Annotated in this window: 22 protein-coding genes and 2 pseudogenes; 10 read left to right on the top strand and 14 right to left on the bottom strand. The window is 74.4% G+C overall.

Annotated features, from left to right (window positions below):
• The first annotated feature begins 56 nt into the window (after window positions 1–56).
• Window positions 57–824 (top strand): hypothetical protein, encoded by a 768-nt coding sequence (locus tag OTB16_RS09410; RefSeq protein ID WP_267719525.1) that lies wholly within the window; start codon window positions 57–59, stop codon window positions 822–824.
• Window positions 825–992: 168 nt separating this feature from the next.
• Entirely contained in the window at window positions 993–1,424 is a 432-nt protein-coding gene (locus OTB16_RS09405) for a pyridoxamine 5'-phosphate oxidase family protein (protein WP_267719524.1), read from the top strand.
• 385 nt (window positions 1,425–1,809) lie between these two features.
• Here the strand turns inward: OTB16_RS09405 and OTB16_RS09400 are convergent, their stop codons facing one another.
• From OTB16_RS09400 to OTB16_RS09375, 6 genes and pseudogenes are all read right to left on the bottom strand, one after another.
• Window positions 1,810–2,166, bottom strand: coding sequence for a zinc ribbon domain-containing protein YjdM (locus OTB16_RS09400; protein ID WP_267719523.1), 357 nt, complete (start codon window positions 2,164–2,166; stop codon window positions 1,810–1,812).
• A gap of 88 nt (window positions 2,167–2,254) precedes the next feature.
• Window positions 2,255–2,677 carry a subtilase-type protease inhibitor gene (locus OTB16_RS09395; protein WP_267719522.1) on the bottom strand — a complete coding sequence of 141 codons (423 nt, stop codon included), beginning with the start codon at window positions 2,675–2,677 and terminating at the stop codon, window positions 2,255–2,257.
• A gap of 306 nt (window positions 2,678–2,983) precedes the next feature.
• Window positions 2,984–3,648, bottom strand: a pseudogene (locus tag OTB16_RS09390) (LLM class flavin-dependent oxidoreductase); the annotation flags it as partial.
• 115 nt (window positions 3,649–3,763) lie between these two features.
• Entirely contained in the window at window positions 3,764–7,768 is a 4,005-nt protein-coding gene (locus OTB16_RS09385; RefSeq protein WP_267719521.1) for a SpoIIE family protein phosphatase, read from the bottom strand.
• Between the two features lie 203 nt (window positions 7,769–7,971).
• Window positions 7,972–8,292 carry an STAS domain-containing protein gene (locus OTB16_RS09380; RefSeq protein ID WP_267719520.1) on the bottom strand — a complete coding sequence of 107 codons (321 nt, stop codon included), beginning with the start codon at window positions 8,290–8,292 and terminating at the stop codon, window positions 7,972–7,974.
• Between the two features lie 54 nt (window positions 8,293–8,346).
• Window positions 8,347–8,571 carry a DUF6059 family protein gene (locus tag OTB16_RS09375; protein WP_267719519.1) on the bottom strand — a complete coding sequence of 75 codons (225 nt, stop codon included), beginning with the start codon at window positions 8,569–8,571 and terminating at the stop codon, window positions 8,347–8,349.
• A 305-nt stretch (window positions 8,572–8,876) separates the two neighbouring features.
• Here OTB16_RS09375 and OTB16_RS09370 point away from each other — a divergent pair, with 305 nt between their 5' ends.
• Together OTB16_RS09370 and OTB16_RS09365 are read left to right on the top strand one after the other, a co-directional pair.
• The gene (locus OTB16_RS09370; RefSeq protein WP_267719518.1) at window positions 8,877–9,200 is read left to right on the top strand and encodes a DUF427 domain-containing protein; all 324 of its coding nucleotides are present in this window, start codon (window positions 8,877–8,879) and stop codon (window positions 9,198–9,200) included.
• 131 nt (window positions 9,201–9,331) lie between these two features.
• The gene (locus tag OTB16_RS09365; RefSeq protein ID WP_267719517.1) at window positions 9,332–9,730 is read left to right on the top strand and encodes an SsgA family sporulation/cell division regulator; all 399 of its coding nucleotides are present in this window, start codon (window positions 9,332–9,334) and stop codon (window positions 9,728–9,730) included.
• A 418-nt stretch (window positions 9,731–10,148) separates the two neighbouring features.
• Here OTB16_RS09365 and OTB16_RS09360 read toward each other — a convergent pair whose 3' ends face one another.
• Together OTB16_RS09360 and OTB16_RS09355 are read right to left on the bottom strand one after the other, a co-directional pair.
• Entirely contained in the window at window positions 10,149–10,418 is a 270-nt protein-coding gene (locus OTB16_RS09360) for a hypothetical protein (RefSeq protein ID WP_267719516.1), read from the bottom strand.
• A 111-nt stretch (window positions 10,419–10,529) separates the two neighbouring features.
• A complete protein-coding gene (locus OTB16_RS09355; RefSeq protein ID WP_267719515.1) occupies window positions 10,530–11,501 on the bottom strand; it encodes a zinc-binding dehydrogenase in 972 nt (323 codons plus the stop codon).
• A gap of 248 nt (window positions 11,502–11,749) precedes the next feature.
• Here OTB16_RS09355 and OTB16_RS09350 point away from each other — a divergent pair, with 248 nt between their 5' ends.
• The 3 genes from OTB16_RS09350 to OTB16_RS09340 all read left to right on the top strand — a co-directional run bounded on the left by OTB16_RS09350 (window position 11,750) and on the right by OTB16_RS09340 (window position 15,592).
• Window positions 11,750–13,246: an MFS transporter gene (locus tag OTB16_RS09350; RefSeq protein ID WP_420717653.1), complete on the top strand. Its 1,497-nt coding sequence runs from the start codon at window positions 11,750–11,752 to the stop codon at window positions 13,244–13,246.
• A 121-nt stretch (window positions 13,247–13,367) separates the two neighbouring features.
• Window positions 13,368–14,126, top strand: a complete 759-nt coding sequence (locus OTB16_RS09345) for a response regulator transcription factor (RefSeq protein WP_267719514.1) — start codon at window positions 13,368–13,370, stop codon at window positions 14,124–14,126.
• The gene (locus OTB16_RS09340) at window positions 14,123–15,592 is read left to right on the top strand and encodes a sensor histidine kinase (protein ID WP_267719513.1); all 1,470 of its coding nucleotides are present in this window, start codon (window positions 14,123–14,125) and stop codon (window positions 15,590–15,592) included. The genes OTB16_RS09345 and OTB16_RS09340 overlap by 4 nt, the downstream gene beginning before the upstream one ends.
• A gap of 59 nt (window positions 15,593–15,651) precedes the next feature.
• Here the strand turns inward: OTB16_RS09340 and OTB16_RS09335 are convergent, their stop codons facing one another.
• Window positions 15,652–16,620, bottom strand: a complete 969-nt coding sequence (locus OTB16_RS09335; protein ID WP_267719511.1) for a TAXI family TRAP transporter solute-binding subunit — start codon at window positions 16,618–16,620, stop codon at window positions 15,652–15,654.
• Between the two features lie 268 nt (window positions 16,621–16,888).
• On the opposite strand from OTB16_RS09335, the gene OTB16_RS09330 reads away from it, so the two are divergent.
• Together OTB16_RS09330 and OTB16_RS09325 are read left to right on the top strand one after the other, a co-directional pair.
• Window positions 16,889–18,616, top strand: coding sequence for a glycosyltransferase family 2 protein (locus OTB16_RS09330; protein WP_267719510.1), 1,728 nt, complete (start codon window positions 16,889–16,891; stop codon window positions 18,614–18,616).
• A 14-nt stretch (window positions 18,617–18,630) separates the two neighbouring features.
• A complete protein-coding gene (locus OTB16_RS09325; RefSeq protein ID WP_267719636.1) occupies window positions 18,631–21,669 on the top strand; it encodes an SGNH hydrolase domain-containing protein in 3,039 nt (1,012 codons plus the stop codon).
• Window positions 21,670–21,746: 77 nt separating this feature from the next.
• Here OTB16_RS09325 and OTB16_RS09320 read toward each other — a convergent pair whose 3' ends face one another.
• The gene (locus OTB16_RS09320) at window positions 21,747–21,995 is read right to left on the bottom strand and encodes a hypothetical protein (RefSeq protein ID WP_267719509.1); all 249 of its coding nucleotides are present in this window, start codon (window positions 21,993–21,995) and stop codon (window positions 21,747–21,749) included.
• 121 nt (window positions 21,996–22,116) lie between these two features.
• The gene (locus OTB16_RS09315; protein ID WP_267719649.1) at window positions 22,117–22,503 is read right to left on the bottom strand and encodes a hypothetical protein; all 387 of its coding nucleotides are present in this window, start codon (window positions 22,501–22,503) and stop codon (window positions 22,117–22,119) included.
• Here OTB16_RS09315 and OTB16_RS09310 point away from each other — a divergent pair.
• A pseudogene (locus tag OTB16_RS09310) lies at window positions 22,466–22,792 on the top strand (RNA polymerase sigma factor); the annotation flags it as partial. The gene OTB16_RS09315 and the pseudogene OTB16_RS09310 sit on opposite strands and share 38 nt — an antisense overlap.
• Before the next feature lie 978 nt (window positions 22,793–23,770).
• On the opposite strand, the gene OTB16_RS09305 reads toward OTB16_RS09310, so the two are convergent.
• The 3 genes from OTB16_RS09305 to OTB16_RS09295 form a co-directional block, all read right to left on the bottom strand.
• Window positions 23,771–23,968, bottom strand: coding sequence for a hypothetical protein (locus OTB16_RS09305; protein WP_267719508.1), 198 nt, complete (start codon window positions 23,966–23,968; stop codon window positions 23,771–23,773).
• Between the two features lie 690 nt (window positions 23,969–24,658).
• Complete coding sequence (locus tag OTB16_RS09300; protein WP_267719507.1) at window positions 24,659–24,967, bottom strand: hypothetical protein; 309 nt, start codon at window positions 24,965–24,967, stop codon at window positions 24,659–24,661.
• A gap of 115 nt (window positions 24,968–25,082) precedes the next feature.
• Window positions 25,083–26,204 carry a glutamate--cysteine ligase gene (locus tag OTB16_RS09295; RefSeq protein ID WP_267719506.1) on the bottom strand — a complete coding sequence of 374 codons (1,122 nt, stop codon included), beginning with the start codon at window positions 26,202–26,204 and terminating at the stop codon, window positions 25,083–25,085.
• Window positions 26,205–26,346 lie beyond the last annotated feature (142 nt).

Raw genomic sequence — 26,346 nt, 5'->3', positions numbered from 1 at the left:
CGGGGGCGAGTAGCATCCCGCAGCAACACCGTGAGGTATGAGGAGAGTGAGCCGCCATGGCCAACGAGCCGGACACCACACCCATCCGTAGCCTGTACGCGCAGCGGTTCGCCGTCGATCTCGAGACCAACCGCAAGGAACAGGAAGCCGCCTCCGCCCGGATCGCCGAACTCGACGCGCGTCTGCGGCAGCTGAAGGCCGACGAGAGCTGGCTCTGCGGCATGCAGGGCGCGCTGCCCCCGGGCTCGGAGGGAGCGGCGTCCGCGGCCGCGGACGGAGCGGGCGGCCACCTTCCCGCGCAGCCCGTACGGACGCCCGCGATCGTGACGGCCGCCCTGTCGGTGGCGACCGTCGGAACGCCGGCGAAGGAGGCCGTGCCCCGGCCGCGGCGGGCTCGGAAGGCCACCGGCGGAGCGACGGTCGCCAAGAAGGCGGCACGGCCCAAGAAGGCCCCGGCGGCAGCGGCGGCCCCGACCGTCCCGGCTGTTCCCGCGGCCTCCACCACGGCCGCCGCCCCGGCGCCGGCGACCACGACGGAGCCCCCGCTGCGCGAGCTGGTCCTGGCCCTCCTGGTCGGCGCCGCGGAGCCCCGCATGGTCAGCGAGGTCACCTCGGCCATGGCCGAGGCGCACCCGGGACGCCCGGCCTCCACCCAGGTGGTGCGCAACACCCTGGAGACCCTCGCCAGGAAGGGTGCCGTCGAGAAGGAGAACAAGCAGGGGTCGGTCATGTACACCGCGCCCCGGCCCGCGCCGAACGAGTCGGCGGCCGACGCCGCGGCGGCCTCCGCCACCGTGGAGGGCAAGGCGGCGGCACGGTCCTGACCCGTCGCCGACACCGCGAAGGCGGTCAGGACGCTCCCCGCACGCTCGGACCCTGCCCCACGGCGGGCGAGACGTCGGCGATGGGCCGCGCGGGTGAATCCGGGAACTGCCGGGGGACGGAGCGTCGTTGTCCCCGCGTAGGTTTCTCCCCCGTCGAAGGAGCATGCCGTGGCCCTGACCCGAACCGACCGTGAGCTCTTCCTCGCCGAGCCCCATGTGGCCGCGCTCGCCGTGAGCGCGGGCCCCGGCGGCGACCGTGCCCCGCTGACGGTGCCGATCTGGTACCAGTACGCTCCCGGCGGCGACCTCTGGGTCATGACCGGCCGGGACTCCCGCAAGGCCGAACTGATCCGGGCCGCGGGCCGGTTCAGCCTGTTGGTCGACCGTGTGGAACCGACGATCCGTTACGTGTCGGTCGAGGGCTCCGTCGTGTCGGAGCAACCGGCGTTGCGCGAGCAGCTGGTGGAGATCTCCTCGCGGTACCTGCCGGCGGAGAAGGTGGACGCGTACGTCGACTTCGCCTGGAAGGACCACGGCGAGCAGATCGTGTTCCACATGCGTCCGGAGCGGTGGCTGAGTTCGGACCTCGGCAAGGTCTGATCCACTCCCCCGCCCCACCGCACGCCGGGCTTGCCGCCCGAATACAGCGGTTCCGCCGGCCCGCGGCTTTTCGTCCCCCAGGACACCCGCGGCGGCCGGTACGTCTCGGAGCTGAACCAGTCGTGGGTCGCCGTCGTCGATCCGGTGATCGGCGGTGCCCGCCGCTCCGCTGGAGCACCGCCGCCGGGCGGATGACCCGGGGCGAGCAGGTCGGCGAGGACATCGCCCCGCCGGGGTCCCGGGCCACCGGCACGGGTGTCGCGCTCGGTGCCAAGCCCCGCCTCGCTCACCCTCAGCGTCGGCTTCGGCTTCGGCTTCGGCTTCGGGCGGACGTTCTTCGACCGGCCCGGCGGGGCCGCGGCGATACGGCGGACTCGCGGGCGGGTCAGACCTTCCTGACCACGCTGGACTTGAGCTGCATGGCACCGAAGCCGTCGATCTTGCAGTCGATGTCGTGCCCGTCGACACCGTCGACCAGGCGGATGTTGCGCACCTTGGTGCCCGCCTTGATGCCCGACGGGCTGCCCTTGACCTTCAGACCCTTCACCACGGACACGGTGTCTCCGTCGGAGAGCACGTTGCCGACGGCGTCCCTGACGACCCGCTCCCCTGCGGTCTCGCCGGAATCCGAGGCGCTGAGCGGCCATTCGTGCGCGCACTCGGGGCAGACCAGGAGCGCGCCCATCTCGTAGGCGTAGGCGCTCGAACAGGCGGGGCAGGGAGGCACGGGGGTCTCGGTCACCGAAACAGTCTATTTCAGGCCATCCATGCCGATGTGCCTGGGCCGCCCCGCCGCGACGACGCGGCCCGGACCTGTCCCGCGACCGGGATCAGAACGCGAAGACGGAGTTCCCGTTCAGGGTCGCGGACATGACGCAGGCGTTGGAGAAGGTGTGCTTCCATGCGACGCGGCTGCCCTGCCACACGCCGTCGGCGGTGACCGTGACGGGGTCGTAGTGCATCGGGCAGGCACGGTCCGGGTTCGGGGCGGCGAGCAGGCGGTCGAACGTTCCGGCGGCGGCGTTCAGGGCCGCGCAGGCGGCCTTGGGGTCGGGGTGCGTCCCGCGGGCGCTCGGAGCGCAGCTGAGCGTGGACGCCCGGACGACGGTGGCCGTCGCGTCGTCCCCCTGTGCGACGGTGAAGACCATGGCGGAGGGGGCGTACAGGCTCGCAGGCTGGGCCTCGGCCAGACCGGCGGCGCCGGCGAGACAGAGGAGGGCAGAGGCGGATACAGCGGCGACACGGTAACGCACGACAAGCTCACTTTCGATTCGTTGGTTGAACGCGATTCTTCTTTTCGATTCCGCGTTCAGATGCCAGCAAGCTTGTCGGATCCAAAGGGAAGTTACACCCGCGTGGTCGACTTACGGACACAACGTCCGCATAGCGGTAACCGAATGGTCGTTCGGCCAGCTCACGCGGGGTGCGCTCGCTGCGTAGCTGCCCGCGAACAGGGGGTGATCACCGGGTCGGCGTGCCCCGATGAGCCCGCTGACCTGCGGCCCGCCGCGCGCGGTTCACCGAACGGCCATCCAGCTTGACCGGATCTCTCCGTTCGGGTCGCCGATCACGGCCACGTCGCCGGCCCGCGCGGCGCCGGCGGGTTCCAGGACCCGGGCGTAGGGCGGGAACTGCTCGTAGAACGCGAGCTGTTCGACAGCCGTCCGGTGTGCGGACTCGGCGTCGTCGGTGACCACGCCGTGGACCATCGCCACGATCCGCGGCGACCAGCAGCGGTACGCCCGCCTCGGCTCCGGGCACCCGCGCGGGAAGCGGCGTCGTCGCGGTGAGCAGTTCGCCGTGTCAGTCCGCGGTGCCGGTCTCGGTCAACTGCCGTAGTGCGGTGAGGGCAGCGCCAACGGCTCGGACTTCGCGGAGCCGGACGACGGGCCGTTCGAAGGGGATGCCGAGCCGGCTTCGATCAGGAGCTTGGTGCCGAGGGCGAGTCCGAGGTGGTAGCGGCCGTGCGTCGCCGCCTGCGCGGTCTGGGCCTGGCTGGAGACGAGCAGCGGGTGGCGGCCGAAGATCGGAATCGCGGAGGTGCCGACCTCCAGGCCCGGCACCTCCCGGCCGACGATCGCCGCGAGCTGCGCGGAGTCGGCGCCGAAGTCTGCCCGAACCAGGCGGACCGCAGCCCGGCGGCAGCGGCCTCCCGGGCGAGGAGCATGGTGGCGTCGATCTGGTTCCCGGGGCCGGATGCGTGGAGTGCCGATCCCACAGTCATGTCATGGAGAACGGCGGTCGGCCCGGCCCATTCCTGCTCTCGTGTGACGGTTTCCTGTGAGGTGTGTGTACGGGCGCGGTGCGTGCGCGGGCGGCCGCACGGACGCGGTCCGGCGTCACTCCGGCACCGCTTCCCCGCCGGGCGGGCGGTGTTCGCCGGGTCGGCGAGGAAACCGGTGGCCGGAGCGGTAGACGAGGAGGGCCACGTCGTCCTCGTGGTGCTCGTCACCGAGCAGGGCGGTGCAGATGTGGTCGGCGACGAGATCGGGTGCCAGTCTCAAGGCCCCCTTGAGGGCGGTGGCCGCCCGGTCGATGCCGACGTTGATGACCTCACCCCGGCGCTCGACCAGACCGTCCGTGTAGAGCAGGACGGTGGAGTCGTCGGGGATCGCGGCCGTCGCCTCAGGGCGTTCTCGGCCGGTGACGACGGCGAGCGGCACGGACTGGGCGGCGTAGAGCCGGTGGACGGTTCCGTCCGGTTCGGCGACGAGGCCGGGCATGTGGCCGGCGCTGCTGTAGCGCGCGCTCCGGGCCTCCGGGTCGATCACCGCGCAGAAGACGGTGGTGCAGAAGGCCCCGGGGAGCAGTGCGGCGAACCGGTCCAGGGCCGTCAGGACCCCGGCCGGGCCGTTGTTCTCCAGCAGCAGGGCCCTGGCCGCGCTGCGGAGCTGCCCCATGGTGGTGGCGGCGGACAGGCCGCTGCCGACCACGTCGCCGACCACCACGCCGTAGCGGCGGCCGGGCAGTTCGAGGACGTCGTACCAGTCTCCCCCCACCTCCAGGGTGGAACTGGCGGGTTCGTAGCGGACGGCGAACCCCGCGGGCAGGTCGGCCGGACCCAGGATCGCGCGCTGGAGGGCGAGGGCGACCTGACGGTGCTCGTCGTTGACCCGCGCGCGGCCCAGCGCCCGCTGCAGATGGCCGGTGAGCTGGACCATCAGGGTGCGGTCGGCGAGGGTGAAGGGGCGCGGGCGGTCGAATTCGAGCCACAGCAGCGCGTGGTCGGCGCCGTCGTACAGGGGTGCGCCGACGGCGGTCACCGTCGTCGGGGATCCGGTCGGGGATCCGGTCGGGGTCCCGTGACCGGCGGTGGTGAACAGGGTCCCGGCGCGGGCGTGTTCGGCGGCGGCGCCGGGCGGCAGGGCGGGGCCCGAGGGATGCTCCGGGCCGGTGGTGGCGGTGAGGCCGGGCACCTCCGCCGGTCCCTCGGTGCCGGGGCTCCCGGAGGGGGCGTACCGCAGGAGGGACACGCGCTCCGCCTGCCAGCAGTCGCGGAACTCGGCCAGGCCGACCCGCACCACGTGCGCGCAGTCGTCGACTCCGGCGAGGAGTCCCGCCAACCGGGCCACCGCGGCGTCGCGTTCGGCGGTGAGGTGCTGCGCGGTGACGTCGCGCAGGGTGCCGACCAGGAGATGCGTCCCGCTGTCGCCGTTCCGGTCGTGCAGGCTGTCCAGGGCGACGTCGACCCACAGGCGGTGCCCGTCCCGGTGGCGCAGGGGCAGCACGAAGCGTCCGTGTCCGTGGGCCCGGACGGTCTCCAGGGCGGCCTCCACGAGGGCGTACCCCTCCGGGTCCTGGTCGGCGGTCGGCCACCAGGGGTGCGGGACGGGCCAGGGCAGGTGCGGCGCCTCGTAGCCGAGGAGCTGGGTGAAAGCCGCGTTGACCTCGATGACGGCGTGGTCGGCCCGTGCGACGAAGAAGCCGTCCTGCATGGCGTTGACCAGGGCGGTGCGCCATGCGGACTCGTGGTTGCGCAGGCGTGCCAGGTTCAGGTTCGAGCGGACCCGGGCCAGCAGGTCGGTGGAGGAGAACGGTTTGGCCAGGTAGTCGTCGGCCCCGGCGGCGAGTCCCTCGGCCGCGGCGGCCTCCCCGGCACGGGCGGACAGGAACACCAGCGGGGTGCGGGCCGTCGCCGGATCGGCGCGCAGGGCGCGCAGGAGGGCGAAGCCGTCCAGGCCGGGCATCATGACGTCGGCGAGGACGAGGTCGGGCCGCAGGCGGCGGGCCTGGCGCAGTGCCTCGTGCCCGTCGGCGGCCACGACGACCCGGTATCCGGGCTCCAGCAGGCTGGCCAGATAGGTGCGGAGGTCGGCGTTGTCCTCGGCGATGAGCACGGTGTCGCTCCCATCCTCGCCGTCGGGCACGGGCGGCCCGGCGCCGGCGCCCCCGCGGAAGACCGGGTCCGGGGTGTGGTCCGGGGCGGGCACCGCGGTGGGCGCGGGGGCCGGAGCCGGCGCGGGGACCGGGGCGGCAGCCGGAGCACCCCACTGGGCGACCTCGGCGACGTAGTCCTCGACGACGGTGCCCGCGGGCGCGTTCAGGGCCGGTTCCCCGGTCGGGTGCGCGGGGACGCGGACGGTGAAGGCGGTTCCCCCGCCCGGGCGGCCGGCGGCCTCGACGCCGCCCCCGTGGAGTTCGGCCAGTTCCCTGACCAGGGCCAGCCCGACGCCCGAACCCTCGTGGGACCGGCCGGCCGCCCCGCCCACCTGCCGGAACCGCTCGAAGACGTACGCGAGTTCCTCGGGCGGGATGCCCATGCCGGTGTCGGCCACCTCCAGTTCGGCCCATCCGTCCCGGATCCGCAGCGCGACCCGGATCTCTCCGTCCGGCGTGAACTTGACCGCGTTGGACAGCAGGTTGAGCAGGATCCGCTCCCACAGGACGGGGTCGACGAGCACGGCTCCCCGGTCCGCGGGGCAGTCGACGGTGAACCGGAGCCGCATCCGTTCCACGGCCGGCGCGAAGGATCCGGCGATGCCGCGCGTCAGCGCGCCGAGTTCCACCGCGACGGGTTCCAGGACCAGTCGGCCGGCCTCCAGGCGGCTGAAGTCGAGCAGGGTGTCGACCATCCGGCGCAGCCGCCCTGCGTTGCGGTGGATGATCTCCAGGCGTTCGCGGTGGGCTGGCGGGAGGGGGTACCGGGTGTCGGCGAGGGCGTCCTGGGCGGGTCCCGCGATCAGGGTCAGCGGGGTGCGCAGTTCGTGGCTGACCCCGGTGAAGAACTTGGTCTTGGCCCGGTCGAGCTCCGCCAGTTCCTCGGCCCGCCGCAGCTGGGCGGCCATGGCCCCGGCGTCGGAGACGGCCGCCGCCAGGTGGCTGGCCGCGAGGTTCAGGAAGCCCCGGTAGGCGTCGTCCAGCACCAAGTCGGGGCTGACTCCGAGGACCACCGCCCCGCGCGGCCGCTCGCCCGCCGTCGTGACGAGGGGCAGGACCACCGCGGCGTCGGCGGGCGCGCCGTCCGGCGGCGGCGCCCATCCCGGCACCGGTCCGGCCAGTCCCGTACGGGTTCCCGTGACTCCGGCGGAGACGGCCTGCCAGATCCAGGCGCCCCCGGCGGCGTCGTGTTCCGCGGACGCGGAGACCGTGCGCGGCAGCGGGCCCGAGAGAGGCGGCGGGGCGGCGTCAGGGTCGCCCAGACCGTACGAGGCCACGGCCCGGGCCCGGCCGCCGTCCTCGTCCAGCACGTAGACGACGCCGAAGGGCACGTCGTCGCGGTGGGCGTCGAGGACACGCACCGCGGCCGCGCAGGCCTCCGCGACATCGGAGATCCGCGCGGACCGGGCCTCGCCGAGTTCGCGCAGCGTCCGCAGCCGGCGCGTGCCGAGTACCTGGCCGGTGGTCTCGGTGACGACGGTGAACACTCCGCCGATCCCGCCGCCGGCCACGGGGATGGCGCTGTAGGCGAAGGTGAAGTAGACCGCCTCGTCGAAACCGTGGCGGCGCAGCGTCAGCCGGAGGTCCTCGTGGTGGGTGGATTCGCCCCGCGCCATGACGTTGCCGATCATGCTGCCGACGACCGGCCAGGCATCGGCCCAGACCGTCGCGCAGGGTTCGCCCAGAGCGGGGTGCTTGGCGCCGAGGATGGGTACGAAGGCGTCGTTGTAGATCATCGCCAGGTCGGGGCCCCACATGACGAGCATGGGGAAGGGCGAGTTCAGACACACGCCGACGGCGGTGCGCAGCTCCGGGCACCACGTGTCGACCGGACCCAGGACGGTGGTGTTCCACGGGGCGTCCGCCATCAGCCGGTTGAGCGCGCTGTCCGGATCCACCGCGAGGAGCTCCCGCGGGAACCGGGGCGGGTCCTCGTGCCGCTGGGCGCCGGGCACCTCACCCTCCACGGCGTCCGCCTCCCCTCATGTCCGCGTTCACGGCGTTCTGGTACTCCCTGCCAGGTCACGGGGGCGGAGCCGAGTCAATCGGACCCTGGGCTCGTGGGCAAGCCGGGGCGGACGGCGCCGACTCGCGTACGGCGCCTGGCGCCTCCCGCAGAGCGCCTCCCCCAGAGCGCCTCCCGCGGCGCGGCGCCGCCCTCGCGGCGGGGTCAGGACCGCGGGGCTCCCGCGCGCGCCGCCTGGACCGTGGGGAACAGCCGCAGGACGTCCTCGACGCAGACCAGCTGGAACAGTCGGGCCACCACGGGGGACGGCGCGGCGATCCGCAGGTCGACCCGCTGGTTCGTGGTGAGCATCAGGCGCAGGAAGGAGGAGTCGCTGAAGGTGATGCCGCTGGCATCCAGGATCACCGCGCGGTGCGCGGCCGCGGCGGATTCGATCTCGGCGGTCAGCGTGCCGATGGTGTCGGCGTCCAGATCGCCGTGCGGGGCGACGACGGGCAGGGCGGGGAGGTCTGCGCTTGTCGGCATGCGCCGATTATGTCGAAGATCCGCTTCGGCGGCCGCCCGGACCGGGGGAACGCGTCACGGCCGGCCCGGCAGCTCCTTGCGGAGCATCAGTTCGCGCTCGGTCAGCGGATCGCCGGGGCCGAGGCGCTCGGAATGACCGGGCGGCGGTCCGGGCGCCGGCCGCGGCGAGTTGACCCGCTTCATGGAGAAGCTGGGGATGAGCATGCGGCGCTGCACCTCATGATCGGGCGGGTCCATGCCGACGAGCGCGACGAGCTTCGCGGCGGCCCTCCAGGGCACCAGCACCGGAAAGTCGGGCGGGGACCGGTCGGAGGAGAGCCGGGGGCCAACCAGCAGCTGCCGCGTCTCCGCCTACCCGGTGACGGCCCACGCGGTGCGCCCGTCGTAGAGCCGGACCCGCGCGAGCGGTCCTTCCTTCCCCAACTCCTCGTATCCGGGCCGCGGGGCCGCGGGGCGGCGGGGCCGTGGGGCCGTGGGGCCGTGGGGCCGTGGGGCCGTGGGGCCGTGGGGCCGTGGGGCCGTGGGGCCGTGGGGCCGTGGGGCCGTGGGGGAAGAATTCTCCGGCCGTGCGCGCTGAGGGACGTATGACACGTGGACACGACATCACCATCGAGCAGGGCACCGAGCACGTGCGCGTCGTGAAGGACGGGCAGGTCCTGGCCGAGAGCCGGCGGCCCCTGGTGCTGCGCGAGACGGGCTGCCCGCCCCGGTACTACCTGCCGCCCGAGGACGTCCGCACCGACCTGCTGACCTCGTCCGACGGCCGCACGCACTGTCCGTTCAAGGGGGACGCCGGATATTGGTCCGTGCCCGGGGCCACTGACCTCGTCTGGGCGTACGCGGACCCGAAACCGGGCGTCGCCGCGATCAAGGACCACTTCTGCTTCTACGACACCGAGATCGTCTGACCCGGCCGCGGCGGCGCGCGTCGGACCTCGGTGCCGGAGTTCGTTCGGACAGCGCAGCGTGCGCTCGCCGAGACGGGGCATACGGGGGCGGACGAGTAGCCCAGTCCCGGAGGCCCGCCTTGCTGTCCCGAGTGTCCGCTCTGATCGCCGTACGCCTGAACGACGCGGACGGGGACGAAGTACCGCTCCTCGGCCGCTTCTCCTACGACAGCGCCGACCCGTACGCCGTGCGGGCACAGTTCTTCGCCGGGCAAACGGTCCTGCCGTACTGGTGCTTCGACCGCCAGATGCTGGCCGAGGGCCTCCAGCGCCCGGTGGGCGAGGGAGACGTCACCTTCCGACCGCAGCGGACGGCCGGCGGCGAGGAGATCCGCGTCGGCCTGCGCGACTCCGCCGGAGGGCAGGGCGTGGTCCTCCTCGTGAACGCCCGCGCGGTCAAGGGCTTCCTCGAGGAGACGTACGCCGTCACCGCACCGGGCTCCGAGACCTTCGACGCCGACGGGTTCCTCGAGGACCTCCTGGCCCGCTGACCGCCCCCGGCCGCGCCCCTCCGCCTGTGCGCGGGGGCGTGGCCGGGGGCCGACCGGCCCCCCTAGTCAGGAGGCTCCTGGGCCCCGGCACCTCCGGAACCGGCTCCCGTGCCCGTGCCCTCCTCCGTCGCCTTCTCCGCCCCCTTCTCCTCGGCTTCGTCGGGCCGTGGCCCGTCGGACCCGGCGCCCGGAAGGTCGGGAGCGCCTGAACCGGCCGGAGGCAGGTCCGGGGTCACGGCGTCGCGTTTCTCCGGTACGGGAGCCGGAAGTTCCGGCTCTGAAGCGCTGGACATGGCGGTTCTCCTCGCTCGGTTCCCATCGGTGGTACTGGGCTGCGTCTGCCCCGCTCCGGGCGAGGAAACCCCTGCTCCTCACGGGCGTGCCGGGCCGGGTCCGGGGCCGGCCCCGGGCCCTGGGGTCATCCCCCGAGCCGGCGCCCCGTCGCAGCGAGGGTCTCGGCGAGGACGCGCACGGCCTTCGGGCCCACTCCGTGCATCGCCAGCAGTTCGGCGCCCGTCACCTCGTCGCCCTCGGCCGGCGGGAGGCGCAGCCGGACGCGTCCGTCCTGGTCCGCCGAAGCGAGCCACGTGTCCCACACGGTGAAGGAGACCAGGCCGGCGGAGGTGACGCGCTCGCTGGTACCCGGGAGGGAGAGAGCGGTCCTGCGAAGCTGGGCGAGGGTGGTCATACGTCACTCTGACACGCCGGCCGGGGCCCGCGTCCGGCGCTCCGCGCCCGTCCCCCGCCCGTTCGCGTTACATCCCCTGTGCCCCGCATTCCGCTGCGGGGCCGTCCCGCGTCAGACGGTGAGCACCGCCTTGCCCAGCAGCTTCCGTGACTCGATCGCCTCGTGGGCCGCGGCCGCCCGCTCCAGCGGGAACGTGCCGCCGATCACCGGGTGGAGATCGCCCCTGGCCGCCGACCGGAGGACCTCACCGGCGAGCGCGGCGTGCCGCGGAGCCGTCAACTGGACGTCCCCGATGCCGAGCAGCCGTACGCCCCTGGCTTCCGCGCCCGCCCGGTCCACCGGGGCGAAGCCGCCCGTGGGGGCGCCGTGGGCCGAGAACCGGCCGCCGTCCGCGACGAGGGAGAACGCGGCCAGGCCGATCTCACCGCCCACCCCGTCCAGGACGACGTCCGCTCCCCCGCCCCCGAGCTCCCGGCGGGCCCGCTCCACCCAGTCGGGCGCGGCCGCGTCGATGACGGCGTCCGCGCCCAGCTCCCGTACCAGGGCGGTCTTGTGCTCGCCGCGCGCCACGCCGACGACCCGCGCGCCCGCCGCCTTCGCCAGCTGGACCAGTACGGTGCCCATGCCGCCCGACGCGCCCACGACCAGCACCTGTTCCCCGGCGCGGAGGGCCGTGGTGGCCAGCAGCTCCGTCGCCGTCACGCCGTCGTGCACCAGGGCGGCCGCGTCCGTGAGGGAGACCTCGTCCGGCACCGCGGCCAGGGCCTCGACCGGGGCCACGGCCAGCTCCGCGTAACCGCCTGTGGAGCCGATCGAGGCGATGACGCGGCGGCCGGCCCACGCCGGGTCCACGCCCTCGCCGGTGGCGCGGACGGTCCCGGCGATGCCGCCGCCCGGGACGTACGGCGGGGTGATCGGGAAGAACCCCTGGCCCCAACCGGCGCGCACCTGCGTCTCCACGAAGATCGTGTCCACGGCCGCCACGGCGACCAGCACCTGGCCCGGCCCCGCCACGGGGTCCGGCAGCTCCACCGGAACCAGTACCTCCGGGCCGCCGAACTCCCTCGCCTGTGTCGCACGCATAGCGCTCGTCCCTCCGCCCGGGCCTCCGGTCTCTCCGGTGCCCGTGCCAGGAGTCTCCAACGTCAAGCGCGGTTGAGGTCAAGCGGCCGCCGACCACGCAGGGGGACTTCCTTAACGGGACGTTAGATCTGTCGGCCCGGCCTTGTCCGGGTGCGGGGACGACCCGATGCTCTGGTTGCCGCCCGCCCGGCGCCGCGGTGCCGGGTGCGCCTCCGTCCCGCACCACCAGCTTTCCGTCTGGAGCCGCCATGCCTCCGTCCGCCGCCAAGCCACCCGTCCCGCCGCCCTCCCCGACGCCCGCCCCGTCGCCGGTCCCGCCGTCCGCCCGCTCATCCGCGGAGGAGCGCAAGAAGCGCCGCCTGGCGCTGATCGGCGGGTCGCTCGGGAACCTCGTCGAGTGGTACGACTGGTTCGTCTACGCCAGTTTCGCGATCTACTTCGCCGACTCCTTCTTCCCCGGTGACAATCCGACCACGCAGCTGATGAACACGGCGGGGATCTTCGCCGTGGGCTTCCTGATGCGCCCCGTCGGCGGCTGGATCCTCGGCCGCGCGGCCGACCGGCACGGCCGCAAGAGCGCCCTGACGCTCACCGTCACCATGATGTCGGTGGCCGCCCTCCTGATCGCCGTCGCTCCGACCTACGGCCAGGCCGGATACTTCGGCGCGCTGGTGCTGCTGCTGGCGCGGCTGCTCCAGGGGCTGAGCATCGGCGGCGAGTACGCGGCCAGTGCCACGTACCTCACCGAGGCGTCGGCCCGCGACCGGCGGGGGCTCGGTTCGTCGTTCCAGTACGTGTCGATGACCTGCGGCCAGCTGCTCGGGCTCGGCATCCTGATCACGATGCAGCACACGCTCACCACCGACCAGCTGGAGAGCTGGGGATGGCGGATCCCGTTCCTCCTTGGGGCACTGTTCGCGGTGGTCGTCTTCTGGCTGCGGCGCCGGCTCCAGGAGACCGACGCGTTCCGGGAAGAGGCGGCCTCGGCCGGCGCCCACGACGACAGCGCGCGCGGCACGCTGAAGGCCCTGTGGCAGTACCGGCGACAGGCGGGCCTGGTCATGGCGCTGACCCTCGGCGGCACCGTGGCGTACTACACGTACACCACTTACCTCACCAAGTACCTCGTCGGCAGCGCGGGCATGGAGAAGACGACCGCCACCCTGGTCAGCTTCACCGCGCTGACGCTCTTCGCCGTACTCCAGCCGTTCGCCGGGATGCTGTCGGACCGCATCGGCCGCCGCCCCCTGCTCATCACCTTCGCGGTGGGCTGCACGGTCGGCACGTACCCGATCATGACCGCCCTCGGCTCGGCGTCCTCGTACTGGTCCGCCCTGGGGCTGTCCGTGCTGGCCCTGGTGATCGTCACCGGCTACACCTCGATCAACGCGGCGGTCAAGGCCGAGCTGTTCCCGACCCGGGTGCGCGCCCTCGGCGTGGCGCTGCCGTACGCCATCGCCAACGCGCTGTTCGGCGGCACGGCGGAGTACGTCGCGCTGTGGTTCAAGAGCAGCGGCCGCGAGTCGATGTTCTTCTGGTACGTCTCCGGGTGCGCGCTGGTGTCCCTCGTGACCTACGTACTGATGCCCGACACCCGCGATGTCGCGCTCACGCGTGCCGAGGCGGGGGCCGAGGCCGGGGACGGCGCCGGGGCCGCGGCCGGGGACGAGGCCGACGCGGGCCGACCCGGTGGCGGTCCCGGCCAGGACCGGCCGGCGACGGCTCCCGCCGAGTCGGCCCGCTGATCCGGCCGGGTGACCCGGGACGGCCGCTCCCCTAAACTGCTGTCCCGGGACACGGGGCAAGCCGCGCGGGTCACACACCACGAACCGGGCGTCACGAGCCGGGCGTCACGAGGAACTGTCTATGCACGCGCTTCTCGTCGAGGACGACGACCGCATGGCCCAGGCCCTCGCCACGGCGCTCGCCCGGCGCGGGCACACCGTCCGCAGGGTCGGGCGCGCCCTGGACGCCCTGCGGCACGCCCGCGAGGCCGAGTTCGTCCTGCTCGACCTGGGCCTGCCCGACCTGGACGGCCTCGAACTGCTGCGGCTCCTGCGTACGGTCTGCGACGCGCCGCTCATCGTGGTGACCGCGCGCTGCGAGGAGCGCGACATCGTGCAGGGGCTGCGGGCGGGCGCCGACGACTACGTCGTCAAGCCGTTCCGGATGGCGGAGTTGATCGCCCGCATCGACACCGTGCGCCGCCGGACGGACGCCCGGTCCGGCCGCTCGGGAAGCGGGCCCGCGGACGGCGCCGGCCGTCCCGTGCGCTCCGGCGACGTCGAAGTCGACCTGGCGGGACGTACGGTCACGGTGGCCGGGGCCGGGATCCGGTTGACCCGGCGCGAGTTCGACGTACTGGCGCACCTCGCGGCGCGTCCCGACGAGGTCCACTCGCGTGCGGAGATCCTGGACCGGATCTGGGGTGACGCCTTCCTCGCCGCCTCCCGCTCGCTGGACGTCCACGTGGCGGGCATCCGCGCCAAGACGGGCCGCTCCGGACTGGTGCGCACGGTCCGCGGGTTCGGCTACCAGCTCGGCTCCCCGGCCCCGCCCGACGAGCGGGACGTACGGCGTGCCGGGCACGGCGTACCGGACGGCCCACCGGGCGGCGGGCGGTGAGGCGCAGGCTGCTCGCCGTGCTGACGGTCCTGATGGGGGTGTCGGCGCTGCTGCTCTGCGTCCCCCTGGCCGACGCCTACGCCCGGGGGCGCACCGAACACCTGCTCTTGCAACGGCGTTCGGAAGCCGTACGGTTCGCCGACCTGGCCGACCGGATGCGCACCGGCGCCGACCGTGCGGAGCTGTCCGCCGAGATCAGCCGTTACGCGCAGCTGTACGGAGCCGGGGTGGCCGTGGTCGACACGGAGGGAACGACGGTGGCCCGGGCCGGGCCCGGGTCCTCCGGGGAAGCCGGAACCGCCCCCGTGCCGGGAGCCGCCCCCGCGCCGGGAACCTCCGATCCGCCTGGGGCGGATGCCCCCGAAGCCCCGGCGGACGCCTCCGCCGCGGTGTCGGACGCCCGTCGCCGGGCGCTGACCGGCCGGTCCACCGACCGGCTGCCCGTCATCCGCCCGTGGGGGCCGAAGACCGTCGTGCTCGCCGAGCCGGTGGGCCGGGACGAGCGGGTCAGCGGAGCGGTCCTGATGACCGTTCCCACCGGCGCGGCACGCCGGGACGTGACGGTGCGCTGGGCGTTCATCGCCGGGGCGGCGGTCGCCGCCTTCGCGGCGGCGGCCCTGGTGGCGGCGGGGATCTCCCGGTGGCTGATGCGGCCGGTCCTCGATCTGGACCGGGCGGTGGAGGGGCTCACCGCCGGCAGCCTCGGGGTGCGGGCCGCCTCCGATACGGGACCGCCGGAACTGCGCCGTCTGCGGCGGCACTTCAACACCATGGCGGAGGCGGTGGCCGCGTCCATCGGACGTCAGCGCGACTTCGTGGCGGACGCCTCCCACCAGCTGCGCAATCCGCTCGCCACGCTCGTGCTCCAGCTGGAGAACGTCGAGCCGCACATCGAGCCCGGTCCCGGCCGGACCGAACACTCGCGCGCCCTGGACGAGGCGGAGCGCCTGGAGGAGCTGCTCGACGGGCTGCTGGCCCTCGCACGGGTGGAGTCGGGCACGGCGGAGCGGGGAGATCAGGACGTGGCCCGGGCGGTCCACGAGCGGGTCACCGCCTGGGCCCCGGTCTTCCGTGACGCCGGACTGGAGCTGACGGCCTCGTGCCGGCCGGAGGGCCTCCGGGCCCGGTCCCTGCCCGACGCGGCCGGCCGCATCCTGGACGCGCTCCTCGACAACGCGGTCAAGTTCGTGCCGCGCGGCGGCCGCGTGTCGGTGCGCGCGACCCACGGCGCGGACGGATCTGCCGTGGTACGGGTCGCCGACGACGGACCGGGGGTTCCCGAGGAGCAACTGTCCGTGATCGTACGGCGCTTCGCGCGCTCCCCCGCCCACCAGAACGTCCACGGCAGCGGGCTGGGGCTGGCCATCGCCGACGAGATCGCCCGCGCCAGCGGCGGCCGGCTCGACGTCGGCGGCAACGCGCCGCACGGCCTGGCCGTGGAGTTCCGGCTCCCGCCACCCCCGTGACCGCCCCACCCCGGCGCCCCCGCGCCACCCAGCTGCCGCCCCGTCCTTCCCGCGACCGCTCAGCCGTACACGGACCGGTAGTGGTCGACCGCGCCCGGGTGGAGGGGAACGCCCCCGGTGGAGATGGCGAACCGGGGTTCCAGCCGGGCCCCGGCCGTCACCTCCCGCAGCAGGTCGCGCCACCGGCCGAACAGCACCCGCAGCAGCTCCCGTACGGCATCGTCCGGCACGTCCGCACGCGCCAGGAGGTAGTTGCCGACCCCGATGGTGCCCACCGGTTCGGTCATCCCGTACGCCCCCGCCGGAAGCGTGACCGCCTGGTACACGGGGCCGTACCGCTCCCGCAGCGCCCCCACGTAGCCGTCCAGCGGCAGCATCCGCAGCGGGAACGCGCGCGCGAGCGCCGACAGGGCCGGCGTGGGCACGCCGCCGGACCAGAACAGCGCGTCAGCCGAGCCCTCGCGCAGCGCGCCCACCGACGCGTCGAGACCCAGGTGCCGTTCGCGGACCGGCGTGCGGCCGCCGTCCGGTCCGGCCGCCCGCAACACCCGGTCCGCCACCACCTGTACCCCCGACCCCGTGGCCCCCGCGGCGACCGTGCGGCCGGCGAGGTCCGCCACCGATCGCACCGGCCCCCGTGCCGGAACGACGAGGTGCGTGTGGTTCACGTAGACCCGGGCCAGCGCCGTCACCGCAGCGGGACGGGAGAAGGGCTCGCGCCCCGTGACCGCACCCTCGGCCACGTCCGCCATGGCGAGCGCCAGGTCGACGGAACCCTCTTCAAGCCTCCGCAGGTTGTCCACGCTCGCCGCCGTACCGACCGCGGCGATCTCCAGCGGGCCGCCGCCCGCCGCGACGGCCTGCGCCAAGGCCCTGCCGAACGCGTTGTACGGACCGCCCTGCGGTCCGGTGGCCAGGCGCAGCCGCCGCGCGGGGCCGTCGCCCGCCGAACACCCGGACAGCGCCGCGGCGAGGGCGCCGAGTCCGGCGCCCACGGCCCGCCTGCGGTTCCACTGCGCGCTGCTCACGGCGGAAGCGTAACCACCCCGCGCGCCCACCGCGGGCACCCCGGTGCGCAAGACTTCCGGACCTGTTCACCCGCGCGTGGCCCGCACCCTCCCGGACCGGTCGGGTACTGCCGGTCGAATGACGTCGGGGCAGAGGTCTGGACCATGCCGGACTCGCCAATTCCGTGTCTCATTCCGCCCGTTGCCCCACTCTCGCGCAAGTGGTCTATACCTTTGGCATTAGGGTGGGCCATCTGAAACAGGCACATACACAGCCGTGGGGGGCTTTATGACCGTGCATCACCTTCCGCAACCTCCATCCGACGAAGAGCTCTACTGGTACTTCGGCCCGCAACGCCGCTGGGTCCTGGTCAGTACCTCGCTCGCCTTCGTGTTCACGGCGGCGACCATGTTCACCTTCGCGCTGCGGACCCCGGCCCTGTGGGCCTTCCTCGCCGTCCTCGGCCTCAACGTCGTGGCCCTCGCCCTCTCCTCCGTCAACAGCCTGCGCCAGCGCCGGCTGACCCGGCAGTCGCACGAGGTGCTCGTGCACGCCTGGAGGCCCGCCGACCTGCCGTCCGTCGACCTGTACCTGCCCACTTGCGGCGAACCCCTCCCCGTGCTGGCCAACGCCTACCGCGCGGTCGCGGCCGTCGACTGGCCCGGCGCGCTCACCGTCTGGATCCTCGACGACGCCGACCGTCCCGAAGTCGCCGCGCTGGCCGCCTCGTACGGCTACGCGTACGTCGTGCGCCCCGACCGCGGCCACCTGAAGAAGGCCGGCAACCTGAACCACGCGCTCACCCTCAGCGGCGCCGAGTTCATCGCCATCCTGGACGCGGACTTCGCGCCGAGGCCGGACTTCCTGCGCCACCTCGTCCCGTACCTGGCCGACCCCGCCGTCGGCATCGTGCAGAGCCCGCAGTGCTTCGACACCGACGAGACCATGGACTGGATCCAGCGGGCCGCCGGCTCCGCCCAGGAATGGTTCTTCCGCTGGATCCAGCCGTCCAGGGACGCCAGCGACGCCGCCATCTGCTGCGGCAGCAACGCCGTCTACCGGCGCACCGCCATCGACCTCGCCGGCGGCTTCGCCCGGCTCGACCACAGCGAGGACCTGTACACCGGACTCGCCCTCCACGAGCAGGGGTTCCGCACCCTGTACGTACCGGTGCTGGTGGCCAAGGGCACCTCCCCCGACGAGGTCACGTCCTTCGTGAACCAGCAGTACCGGTGGGCGATGGGCAACCTCCACCTGCTCGGCACGCCCGTCCTCAAGCGCATGCGCGCGCCCTGGCGGATGCGGCTGTGCTTCTACGAGGGCATCGTCGGATACCTGACCACGGCGGTGAACACCTTCGCCGCGCCGCTGCCGCCGCTGGTGATGATGTTCTGGTACCCCGACCACATCCGGCCCTGGCACGTGCTGCCGCTGCTGGCCCCGCTGTGGCTCTGGCACGTGCTGCTGCCCCGGATCAGCCGGACCCGCTGGCGCGTGGAGGTGATCCGGGCGAACGTCCTGACGAGCGTGGCCGCCGCCACCGCGTTCCTGCACACGCTCCGGGGCCGCAGCGCCGCCTGGGTGCCCACCGGCGCACGGAGCGCGGCGGCTCCCGGCGGAATGGCGCGCCGGGTGGTGGCCGTCTCCCTGGTCTGGCTCGTCCTCTCCAACGGCGCGGCCGCCGCGGGCCTCGCGCTGGCCGTGGCCCGCAACGGCTGGGAGCCCAACTGGGGCCTGCTCCTCTACCTCCTGGTGCAGTGCCAGATCAACGTCCCGCTGATCCGGGACCTGACGGCCGAACTGCGCCCCGCCGCACGGGCCCGCCGCGCGGCGGCCCTCGCGGTCCGGCACCCGGCCGCCGAACCCCTGCGCACCCGCGTACGGGCGGCCCTGCGTTCCCGTACCGGCATGCTCCCCCGCCGCTGGCCCGAGACCCTCGCCGCCTCGGCGGTCCTCCTGCTCACCGGCCTGCTGGCATCCGGGTGGGTCAACCCGATGCTCCCGTGGCTGAGTTGAAAGGCTCCATCACCATGCCGTTCCCCGTGGCTCCCGGCCCGCGTCCCCTGCGGGGGCGCGCCGCCCAGCCGCCCGGCCCTCCGGCGTCCGGATCCCGCTCCGGCGGCGAGTCCGGACCCAGCCCGCACCGGTCCGCATTCCGCCCCGACATCGAGGGGCTGCGCGCGGTCGCCGTCCTCGCGGTCCTCGCCTTCCACGCCGGGATACCCGGTACGGCGGGCGGTTTCGTCGGCGTGGACGTCTTCTTCGTCATCTCCGGCTACCTGATCACCGGGCTGCTGGTCCGGGAAGCGGTCACCACCGGCCGGATCCGGCTCGGCGACTTCTTCTCCCGGCGCGCCCGCCGGCTGCTGCCGTCCGCGGCCGTGGTGCTCGGCGCGGTGGCGGTGGCCGGAGCCTGGCTGACCGTGCCCCTGCGCCGCGCCGACCTGGAGTACGACGTCGTCGCGGCCGCGCTGTCCGCCGCGAACTGGCGGTTCGTCTCCCAGCAGACCGACTACCTCGCCGCCGGCCACGGCCAGAGCCCGCTGCTGCACTTCTGGTCCCTCGCCGTCGAGGAGCAGTTCTACCTGTTCTGGGCCCCGCTGCTGGCGGTGATCGTGCTCTGCGCGGCCAGGGCGGTCCGGCGCGGCCGGGCCGTGCGCTCCGCCGTGGCGCTCGTCGCGGCGCCGCTGGTCCTCGGCTCGTTCGCCCTGTCCCTGTACTGGACGGGCCACTCCGTGTCGCTCGCGTACCTCGGAACGCCCTCGCGGGTCTGGCAGTTCGGCGTCGGTGCGCTCCTCGCGCTGCTGCCCTGGCACCTGATGCGCGGCCCGCGTCCGCTGCGGCTGCTCTGCGGCTGGGCCGGCGCCGCGGCGATCGGCTGGTGCGTGGTGTCGTACGACGCCTCCACCCCGTACCCCGGCCTCGCGGCACTCGTGCCGACCCTGGCCACCGCCGCCGTCATCCTCGCCGCGATACCCGGCCGGGGCGAGCGCGACGTCCAGGGCGCGTACGGCGTCGGGCGGCTGCTGGCGGGCCGGGCGCCCCGTGCGCTCGGGCGGCTCTCCTACAACCTCTACCTGTGGCACTGGCCGGTGCTCGTCCTGGCCGAGGCCCGCTTCGGGGCGCTCGGCTGGCCCGCGAAGACCGGGCTGACGCTCGCGGCCGTCCTGCCCGCCCTCGCCACCATGCGCTGGGTCGAGCAGCCGCTGCGGCGCAGCCGTACGGTCTCCGAACTCCCCCGGCGCGGCCTGTCGGTGGGCGTCTCGGCCATCGTGCTGCCGGTCGTGCTCGCGCTGGTCGTCGGCAGTACGACGCTGCACCTGCTCGGACCGGCCACCCCGGGCGACATGAAGGGCCTGCCCCCGGGCGCCGCCTCCGGCCCCACCCTGCTGGCCCGAACTGCCGGTGCGCCACTGGCGGACGGCCCCGTGGTGCCCAGTCCCGTCCAGGCGCGCAAGGACTTCCCGCCGGACGCGCCGTGCGAGGTCGCCCCGGCCGTGACCAGCAGCCCCGACTGCCTGTTCGGCGCGGTGAACAGCCCCGACCGGATCGTGCTGCTCGGCGACTCGCACGCCGGCCAGTGGTTCTCCCCGATGCTGGCGCTGGCCGCCGAGCGGGGCTGGGCCCTGCAGGAGCTGGTGAAGCAGGGCTGCCCGCTGGCCCGGCTGGAGGTGCACAGCCCCCAGCTCGGACGCGCCTACCGGGAGTGCGACACCTGGCGGGCGGACGCCCTGGAGCGGCTGCGGCAGCAGCCGAAGCCCCGGCTCATCGTGATCGCCTCGCTGAACCGGTACACCGCCGACGCGAAGCTCCTGGCCGAGGGCTGGGAGAAGACCCTGGAGCAGCTGCGGGCCCTGGGGGCACCGATCGTCTACATCGAGGACACCCCGGTTCCGGGTACGGACGTCCCGGCGTGCGTGTCCGGCAGCCCCGACTCCCCCGACGCCTGCGCGTTCAGCCGCGCGGACTCCCGGCAGCCCGATCCGCTGGCCCCGCGCATCGCGTCCGGCGCGCTGCCCGGCGTACGGAGCATCAGCGTGAACCCGGTGCTGTGCCCGGGCGACGGCCCGACCTGCCCGGCCGTGGTGGACCGGATCCTGCTCTACCGGGACGACGCCCACCTGACCAACGTGGCGGCGGTCGTCCTGACGCCCCGGCTGGAGCGGCTGCTCACGGAGTCCGGCGCCCTCCCGGCGCGGTCCCCGGCCGCGACGCCCACGCCCGGCACGTCCGGAACGGCCGCCGCAGACGGGTGGACCCGGCTGCTGCGGGACGACTTCGACGGTCCGGCGGGCAGCGCCCCGTCCCCCGCCGACTGGATCCACGACACCGGCACCTGCTACCCGGGCTGCCCCGCGCCGCAGTGGGGCACCGGCGAGATCGAGACCATGACCGACTCCACCGACAACGTGCGGCTCGACGGGAAGGGCGCCCTGGAGATCGTCCCCACCCGGAAGGACGGCGCGTGGAGTTCGGGGCGCATCGAGACGAAGCGCTCGGACTTCGCCGCGCCCCCCGGAGGGACGCTGCGCATCGAGGCCTCGATCGCGCTGCCCGACGTCACCGGGGCCGCGGCCGCGGGCTACTGGCCGGCGTTCTGGACGCTGGGGGCGCCGCTGCGCGACGGGTACACGGGCTGGCCGGGTGTCGGGGAACTCGACGTCATGGAGTCGGTGAACGGGCGGGACACCGTCTTCGGCTCCATGCACTGCGGCGTCCTCGACGGCGGCCCGTGCGCGGAGCCGGTGGGCCTGACCTCGGGCCCGCAGCCGTGCCCGGGCTGCCGCACGGCGTTCCACTCGTACGCCGTCGAGGTCGACCGCACACCCGGCGCGGAGGAGGTGCGCTGGTACCTGGACGGACGCGTGTACCACCGGGTGTCCGGGGACCGGATGGACGCCGGAACCTGGAAGCGGGCCGTGGACCACGGGGTGTTCCTCATCCTCAACGTGGCCATGGGCGGCAAGCTCCCGGAGGCCGACGGTGCGACCGTGGGGCCCGCGACCGAACCGGGCCGTCCGATGCGGGTCGACCACGTCACCGTCTCGACCCGGGCGGGTACCGGCTAGCGGGCCCGGACAGGCGCAAACGCCGCAGGGGCAGCCGACGCGGTCGCGTCGGCTGCCCCTGCGGTGCTGTCCGGGTGTCAGCCACGGCCGACGAAGTGACCGAACTCCGCGTAGTCCCGCTCGCCCTCGCCGGAGCACGTCGAGGTCCAGACGGGACCGAACCGCGCCGGAACGGCGGCCGCCGACGAGCAGGTGAACGCGAAGCTCGAGTGCCCGCCGGAGAAGGCCTCGCCCTCGACACCCTCGTTGGCCAGGGAGGCGCCGGCGCCTCCGAGCAGGACGCCCGCGGCCAGGACGGAGACGGTGAGGGCAGAGCGCATGCGCATGACTACTCCAATGGATCTTTGGAAGACGCGCCGGGAAGGACGCGTCGGCCGGTTCAACGTCACGGAACGTCACGAGAAACGGCGCGCCACTCCAATGGCCGATCGAAGGCGACAGGTGGGCTCATCGCACCGCACGCGGGGGCGGTGAACTCCCGCCCGCGCGCATGGACCGCCGGCCGCCTGCCGTGAAGCGCACTTCCGCCGCCAGGGGTTGCGGGGCCATGACGGTACGGGCCTCCGGCAGGACCGTCCCGGACAGGACGGCCAGGAGCCGGTCGGGTGACGCTGTGTCATCCAGGACCACGCGGATCCTGAGGCAGGGGTGCGCCTTCGTCCCGTGCAGGGTGGTGCGGGCGGCGCGGACTCCGGGCAGTGCGCGGAGGCGGCCGGTCACCGCGGCCGTGAGGGCGCCGGAGTCCAGTGCGGTTCCCGGCGCGGGCAGCGGCAGCCGCCGCACGGTGCGGCGGCCCTGGATGCACCGGATCGTGACCAACCGCTGTGTGAACACACTGCGCTCCCGGCGGCCCGTGGCCGACCTCGACGAGGTGCCCGAGCAGCCCGCGCCCGATCACCTGAACTCCCCCGCACGCGCGGCGGAGTCCCAGGCCGCGGTCCGCGCGCTGGGAGAGGCGATGGCCCTCCTCTCGCCGGAACAGCGCGCCTGCTGGGTCCTGCGGGAGATCGAGACGATGCCGTACGAGACGATCGCGGAGATGGCCGGAATCAGCCAGGAAGCCGTACGGGCCAGAGTCTTTCGTGCTCGGCGCTGTCTGACGGAGGCGATGGGCGCATGGCGATGGACGAACCCGAGTACGCCCCGGACACCGGGGACGACGGACTCCTGCCCTGCGGCAGGGATCTCGCGACCCTGTGGGACCGGTGGCAGCAGGGCCCGCGGGGCGCCGCCGACCCGCACACGGCCGACTGCCCGCACTGTGCCCCCGCCCTCGCGGATCTCGCACGGCTGCGCGACGTCGTGCGCCGCGACGGCGAGGAGACCGGTACCGACTGGCAGGCGGACGCGTCCCGGCTCGCCTCGGACGTCATGGACGTCGTACGCCTCGAACTGCGGCCCGGCCGTACCCTCGCACTGGGCGACGCGGACGAGGACGCCTGGACCACGAGGCCGTCGCCGCCCGCGCCTTCCGCGCCGCGGCCGAGCGCGTCCCGGGCGTCGGGGCGGGAAGCTGCCGCGTCGGCCCCGAACCCGGCCCCGGACACCGGCCCGGGTACGGATCGAGGTCACCGTCGGCGCGGCCCGCGACCTGCAACGGACCGCGGACCGGATCCGCCGTCAGATCGGGGAGGCCGCCCGGCAGGAGCTGGGCATGCGGATCACCTCCGTCGACGTGGTCGTCACCGACCTCCACCACGAATCCCCCGATGAGGACCCGCGATGACGAAGGCGAACAGCGGCGGACCGTCGCCGTCCCCGGCCGTGATCGGCGAGGCCGTGCTCGGCGTACGGGGCGTGGCGTTCCTGCGGCCCGCGCTCGGCGCGCGCCTGCGCTCCGCCGTCGCCGCGGCGACGGCGGCAAGCCCGGGACACGCGGCGTCCGCGCCCCGCCACGCGTCGGGAGTCAAGATCAGCGCCGCTTCCGGTGACCGGGCGGCGGCCGTCGACGTCCACGTCGTCCTGCTGCGCGGGTACCGCGCCCTCGACGTGACGCGTGCCGTCCGGGAGGCGGTGCCGCACGTCGTACCCGGACGCGGCGCGGACGATCCCGGTACACGTCATCGTGACCGGGATCGTGTGAGCCGCGCCGCCCGGCGGTTCAGCCCGCGGCGCCCGGCAGGTACGCGTCCAGCAGTACGAGGACCAGGACCCACCCCGCGAAGGTCGCGGCGACCGCGCCCACCCGGGGCAGCCACCCGCACGCCGGCGTCCCGCCCGCCACCGGCGGCATCCGGTCCGCGGGGCCCCCTGCGCGGGCGCGCTCGCCGGTGCCCCGGCGGCCGGGGAGCCGGGGCACGGCGGCACGTCGGACCGGGGGCTGCGGCTGGCGGGCAGCACGGCGGCGGGCCGGGCCACGGCAGGCGGGGCGGCGGCGGGCGGAGCAGCGGCAGGCGGAGCAGCGACAGGCAGGGAGGCCGCCGGCGGGGCGGCGGGCCGGGGCCCGAGGTCGGCGCGCTGGGCGAGGCCCTGGAGGAAGCGCCGGTAGGCGTCGCGGCGTTGTCCCGTCGGCTCGCTCCGCCCCGACTCCCAGGAGCGGACGGTGGCCGCCCGCACGCCGAAGGCGACGGCCACCTGCTGCGGGGTGAGGCCCCACAGTTCGCGGAGCCTGCGTCGTTCACCCGGCGCGGGAAGGGCGTTCTGGGCGGTCTCCCGGGCCGACAGCCGGGACATCGTGCGCGAAGTCGTCATACCCGTATGACAATCCACCCGCATCTTCGTGACGGGCACGGTCCGGAGATCACCCGTATGCGGGACCGGACGGCCACGGCTGCGCGTGGCCCCGGTTCGGCGCCGGGGCCACGGGGGGCGACGGACGGTTCGGGGCCGTCCGTCGCCTCACAGGCGGTGCTCCCCGACTGGTTCGAGCGCCCGCCGGTTCACGACCGTAGCCGTGCCCGCCGGATCGCGGCGCCGAACCCTCGTGTGGGTGACGGCCGCATCACGGGCGGCCGGGCGTTCGGGCGTACGGGGGCGTACGGGGCGAGCCCTACGCCAGCCGCCACAGCGGAGCCGCCCGCCGCGGGTACACGGTCGCGCCCGGTGTGCCGAGCAGAGACCTGGCCTCCGGGGCGGTCAGGCCGAGTTCCTCGGTGGTCCTGCGCGAGGTGACGTACGCGAGGCCGTCGGCGGGCAGGTCGCCTTTCCAGGCCGTGAACCGGGCCAGTACGGTCGCGGCGTCGCGGGACGCGCGGGACGCGCGGAGCGCGAGCGGCGTGTGCGGCCTGTGCGGCCTGTGCGGCGTACGCGCCGGCCCGGAACGTGGCGAACGTATCCGGGGCTGGCTCCGCAGACCCACTGGGTGGAACCATGAGATTCCCGGCCCCCGCGCGGGCGCGTCCGTGGGTGCGCACCAAGCCGCGTTCGGCGCGCGGGGGCTCCGCGGCGGTGACCGGCCCCTCTCCGGGGCTCCGTCAGCCGGCCGGTGGCGTCGTGAGCCGCGCGCACCGCGTGACCACGGCCTCGAGGTCCCCTTCGGTACGCAGCAGTTCGCGCTGGACGCGTGCCCCGTTGCCGCGCTCCATGAGGCGGGCGATGCCCTCCCGGACGCGTTCGTCGTCGCCGTGGTCGGCCAGGGCTTCGCGGACGTGGGCGTAGAGCGCCTCGACGGCTCCGGCGGGAGAGGTCTCCCGCATCGTGCGCGGGTGCAGGAGCGGGCCGTCCAGGCCCGAGCGGCCGGCCCGCCACGAGGCCAGCCGCAGCAGGCTCGTGCTGATCGCGGCCGGTGGCCGCCCGTCCCGCCACTCGCGGGCGGCGGTCTCGACCAGGCCGCGTACCAGGGCCGCCAGCAGGACCGGAGTGAACGCCTCGAGGCACACGTCCGCGACCCTGACCTCCACCGTCGGGTAGGCGGCGGACAGCCGGGCGTCGAACCAGATCATGCCCTCGTCGCGCAGCACGCCGGTGTCGACCATGGCGCGGACCTGCTCGTGATAGCGGTCGGCGGACCCGAAGACATCCGTGGCTCCGGCTGACGGCAGCCGGTTCCAGACCCGGCTGCGGTAGCTGCCGTAGCCGCTGTCCTGGCCCTGCCAGAACGGCGAGTTCGCGCTCATCGCCGTCAGCACGGGCAGCCAGGGGCGGATCCGGTCCAGGACCGCGACGCCTTCCTCGTCCGACTCCACCGACACGTGAACGTGACAGCCGCAGGTCAGCTGTTCCTGCGCGGTCAGGCCGAACTGCTCGCCCACCCACTCGTAGCGCCTGCCCGCGCTCATCGACGGCCGGACGGGCAGCGGGGAGGTGCCGAGGGCGGCCACCAGCGCCCCGGCGGACGCCGCGTGCCGGGCAGCCTCCGCCCGCCACCGGGTGATCTCCTCCAGGAGCTCGCCCATCTCCGTCACCGGCTTGGTGGCGAACTCCAGCTGCTCCTCGTGCAACTCCTTCTCGAAGGTGTGGGCAGGCGCCCCACCCCTGCCCGGCAGGTGTCCGGCGGACCGGTCCGCGGCCGCCAGCACGACCCCCGACAGGGCCAGCGGCTCGCCACTGCGGGCGTCCACCAGCAACAGTTCCTCTTCCACGCCCACGCTTCGCACATCGCCCCAATCGGTCTTACGTCTCGTGCAGTACCGCCCCTGCCCCCTCGCACGGTCACTCATGCGGGAACGGGTCGGTGCGGCACGGGCCGGATCACGGCCGGGGGCGTCCGGTCGGGCCGGGGCAACCGCCGGCAGGTGC

Origin of the sequence: Streptomyces antarcticus (assembly GCF_026627255.1) — a bacterium.
Lineage (GTDB): Bacteria > Actinomycetota > Actinomycetes > Streptomycetales > Streptomycetaceae > Streptomyces > Streptomyces antarcticus.
The sequence above is the reverse complement of the archived record's forward strand: the minus strand, read 5'-3'. Positions and strand labels throughout refer to the sequence as shown.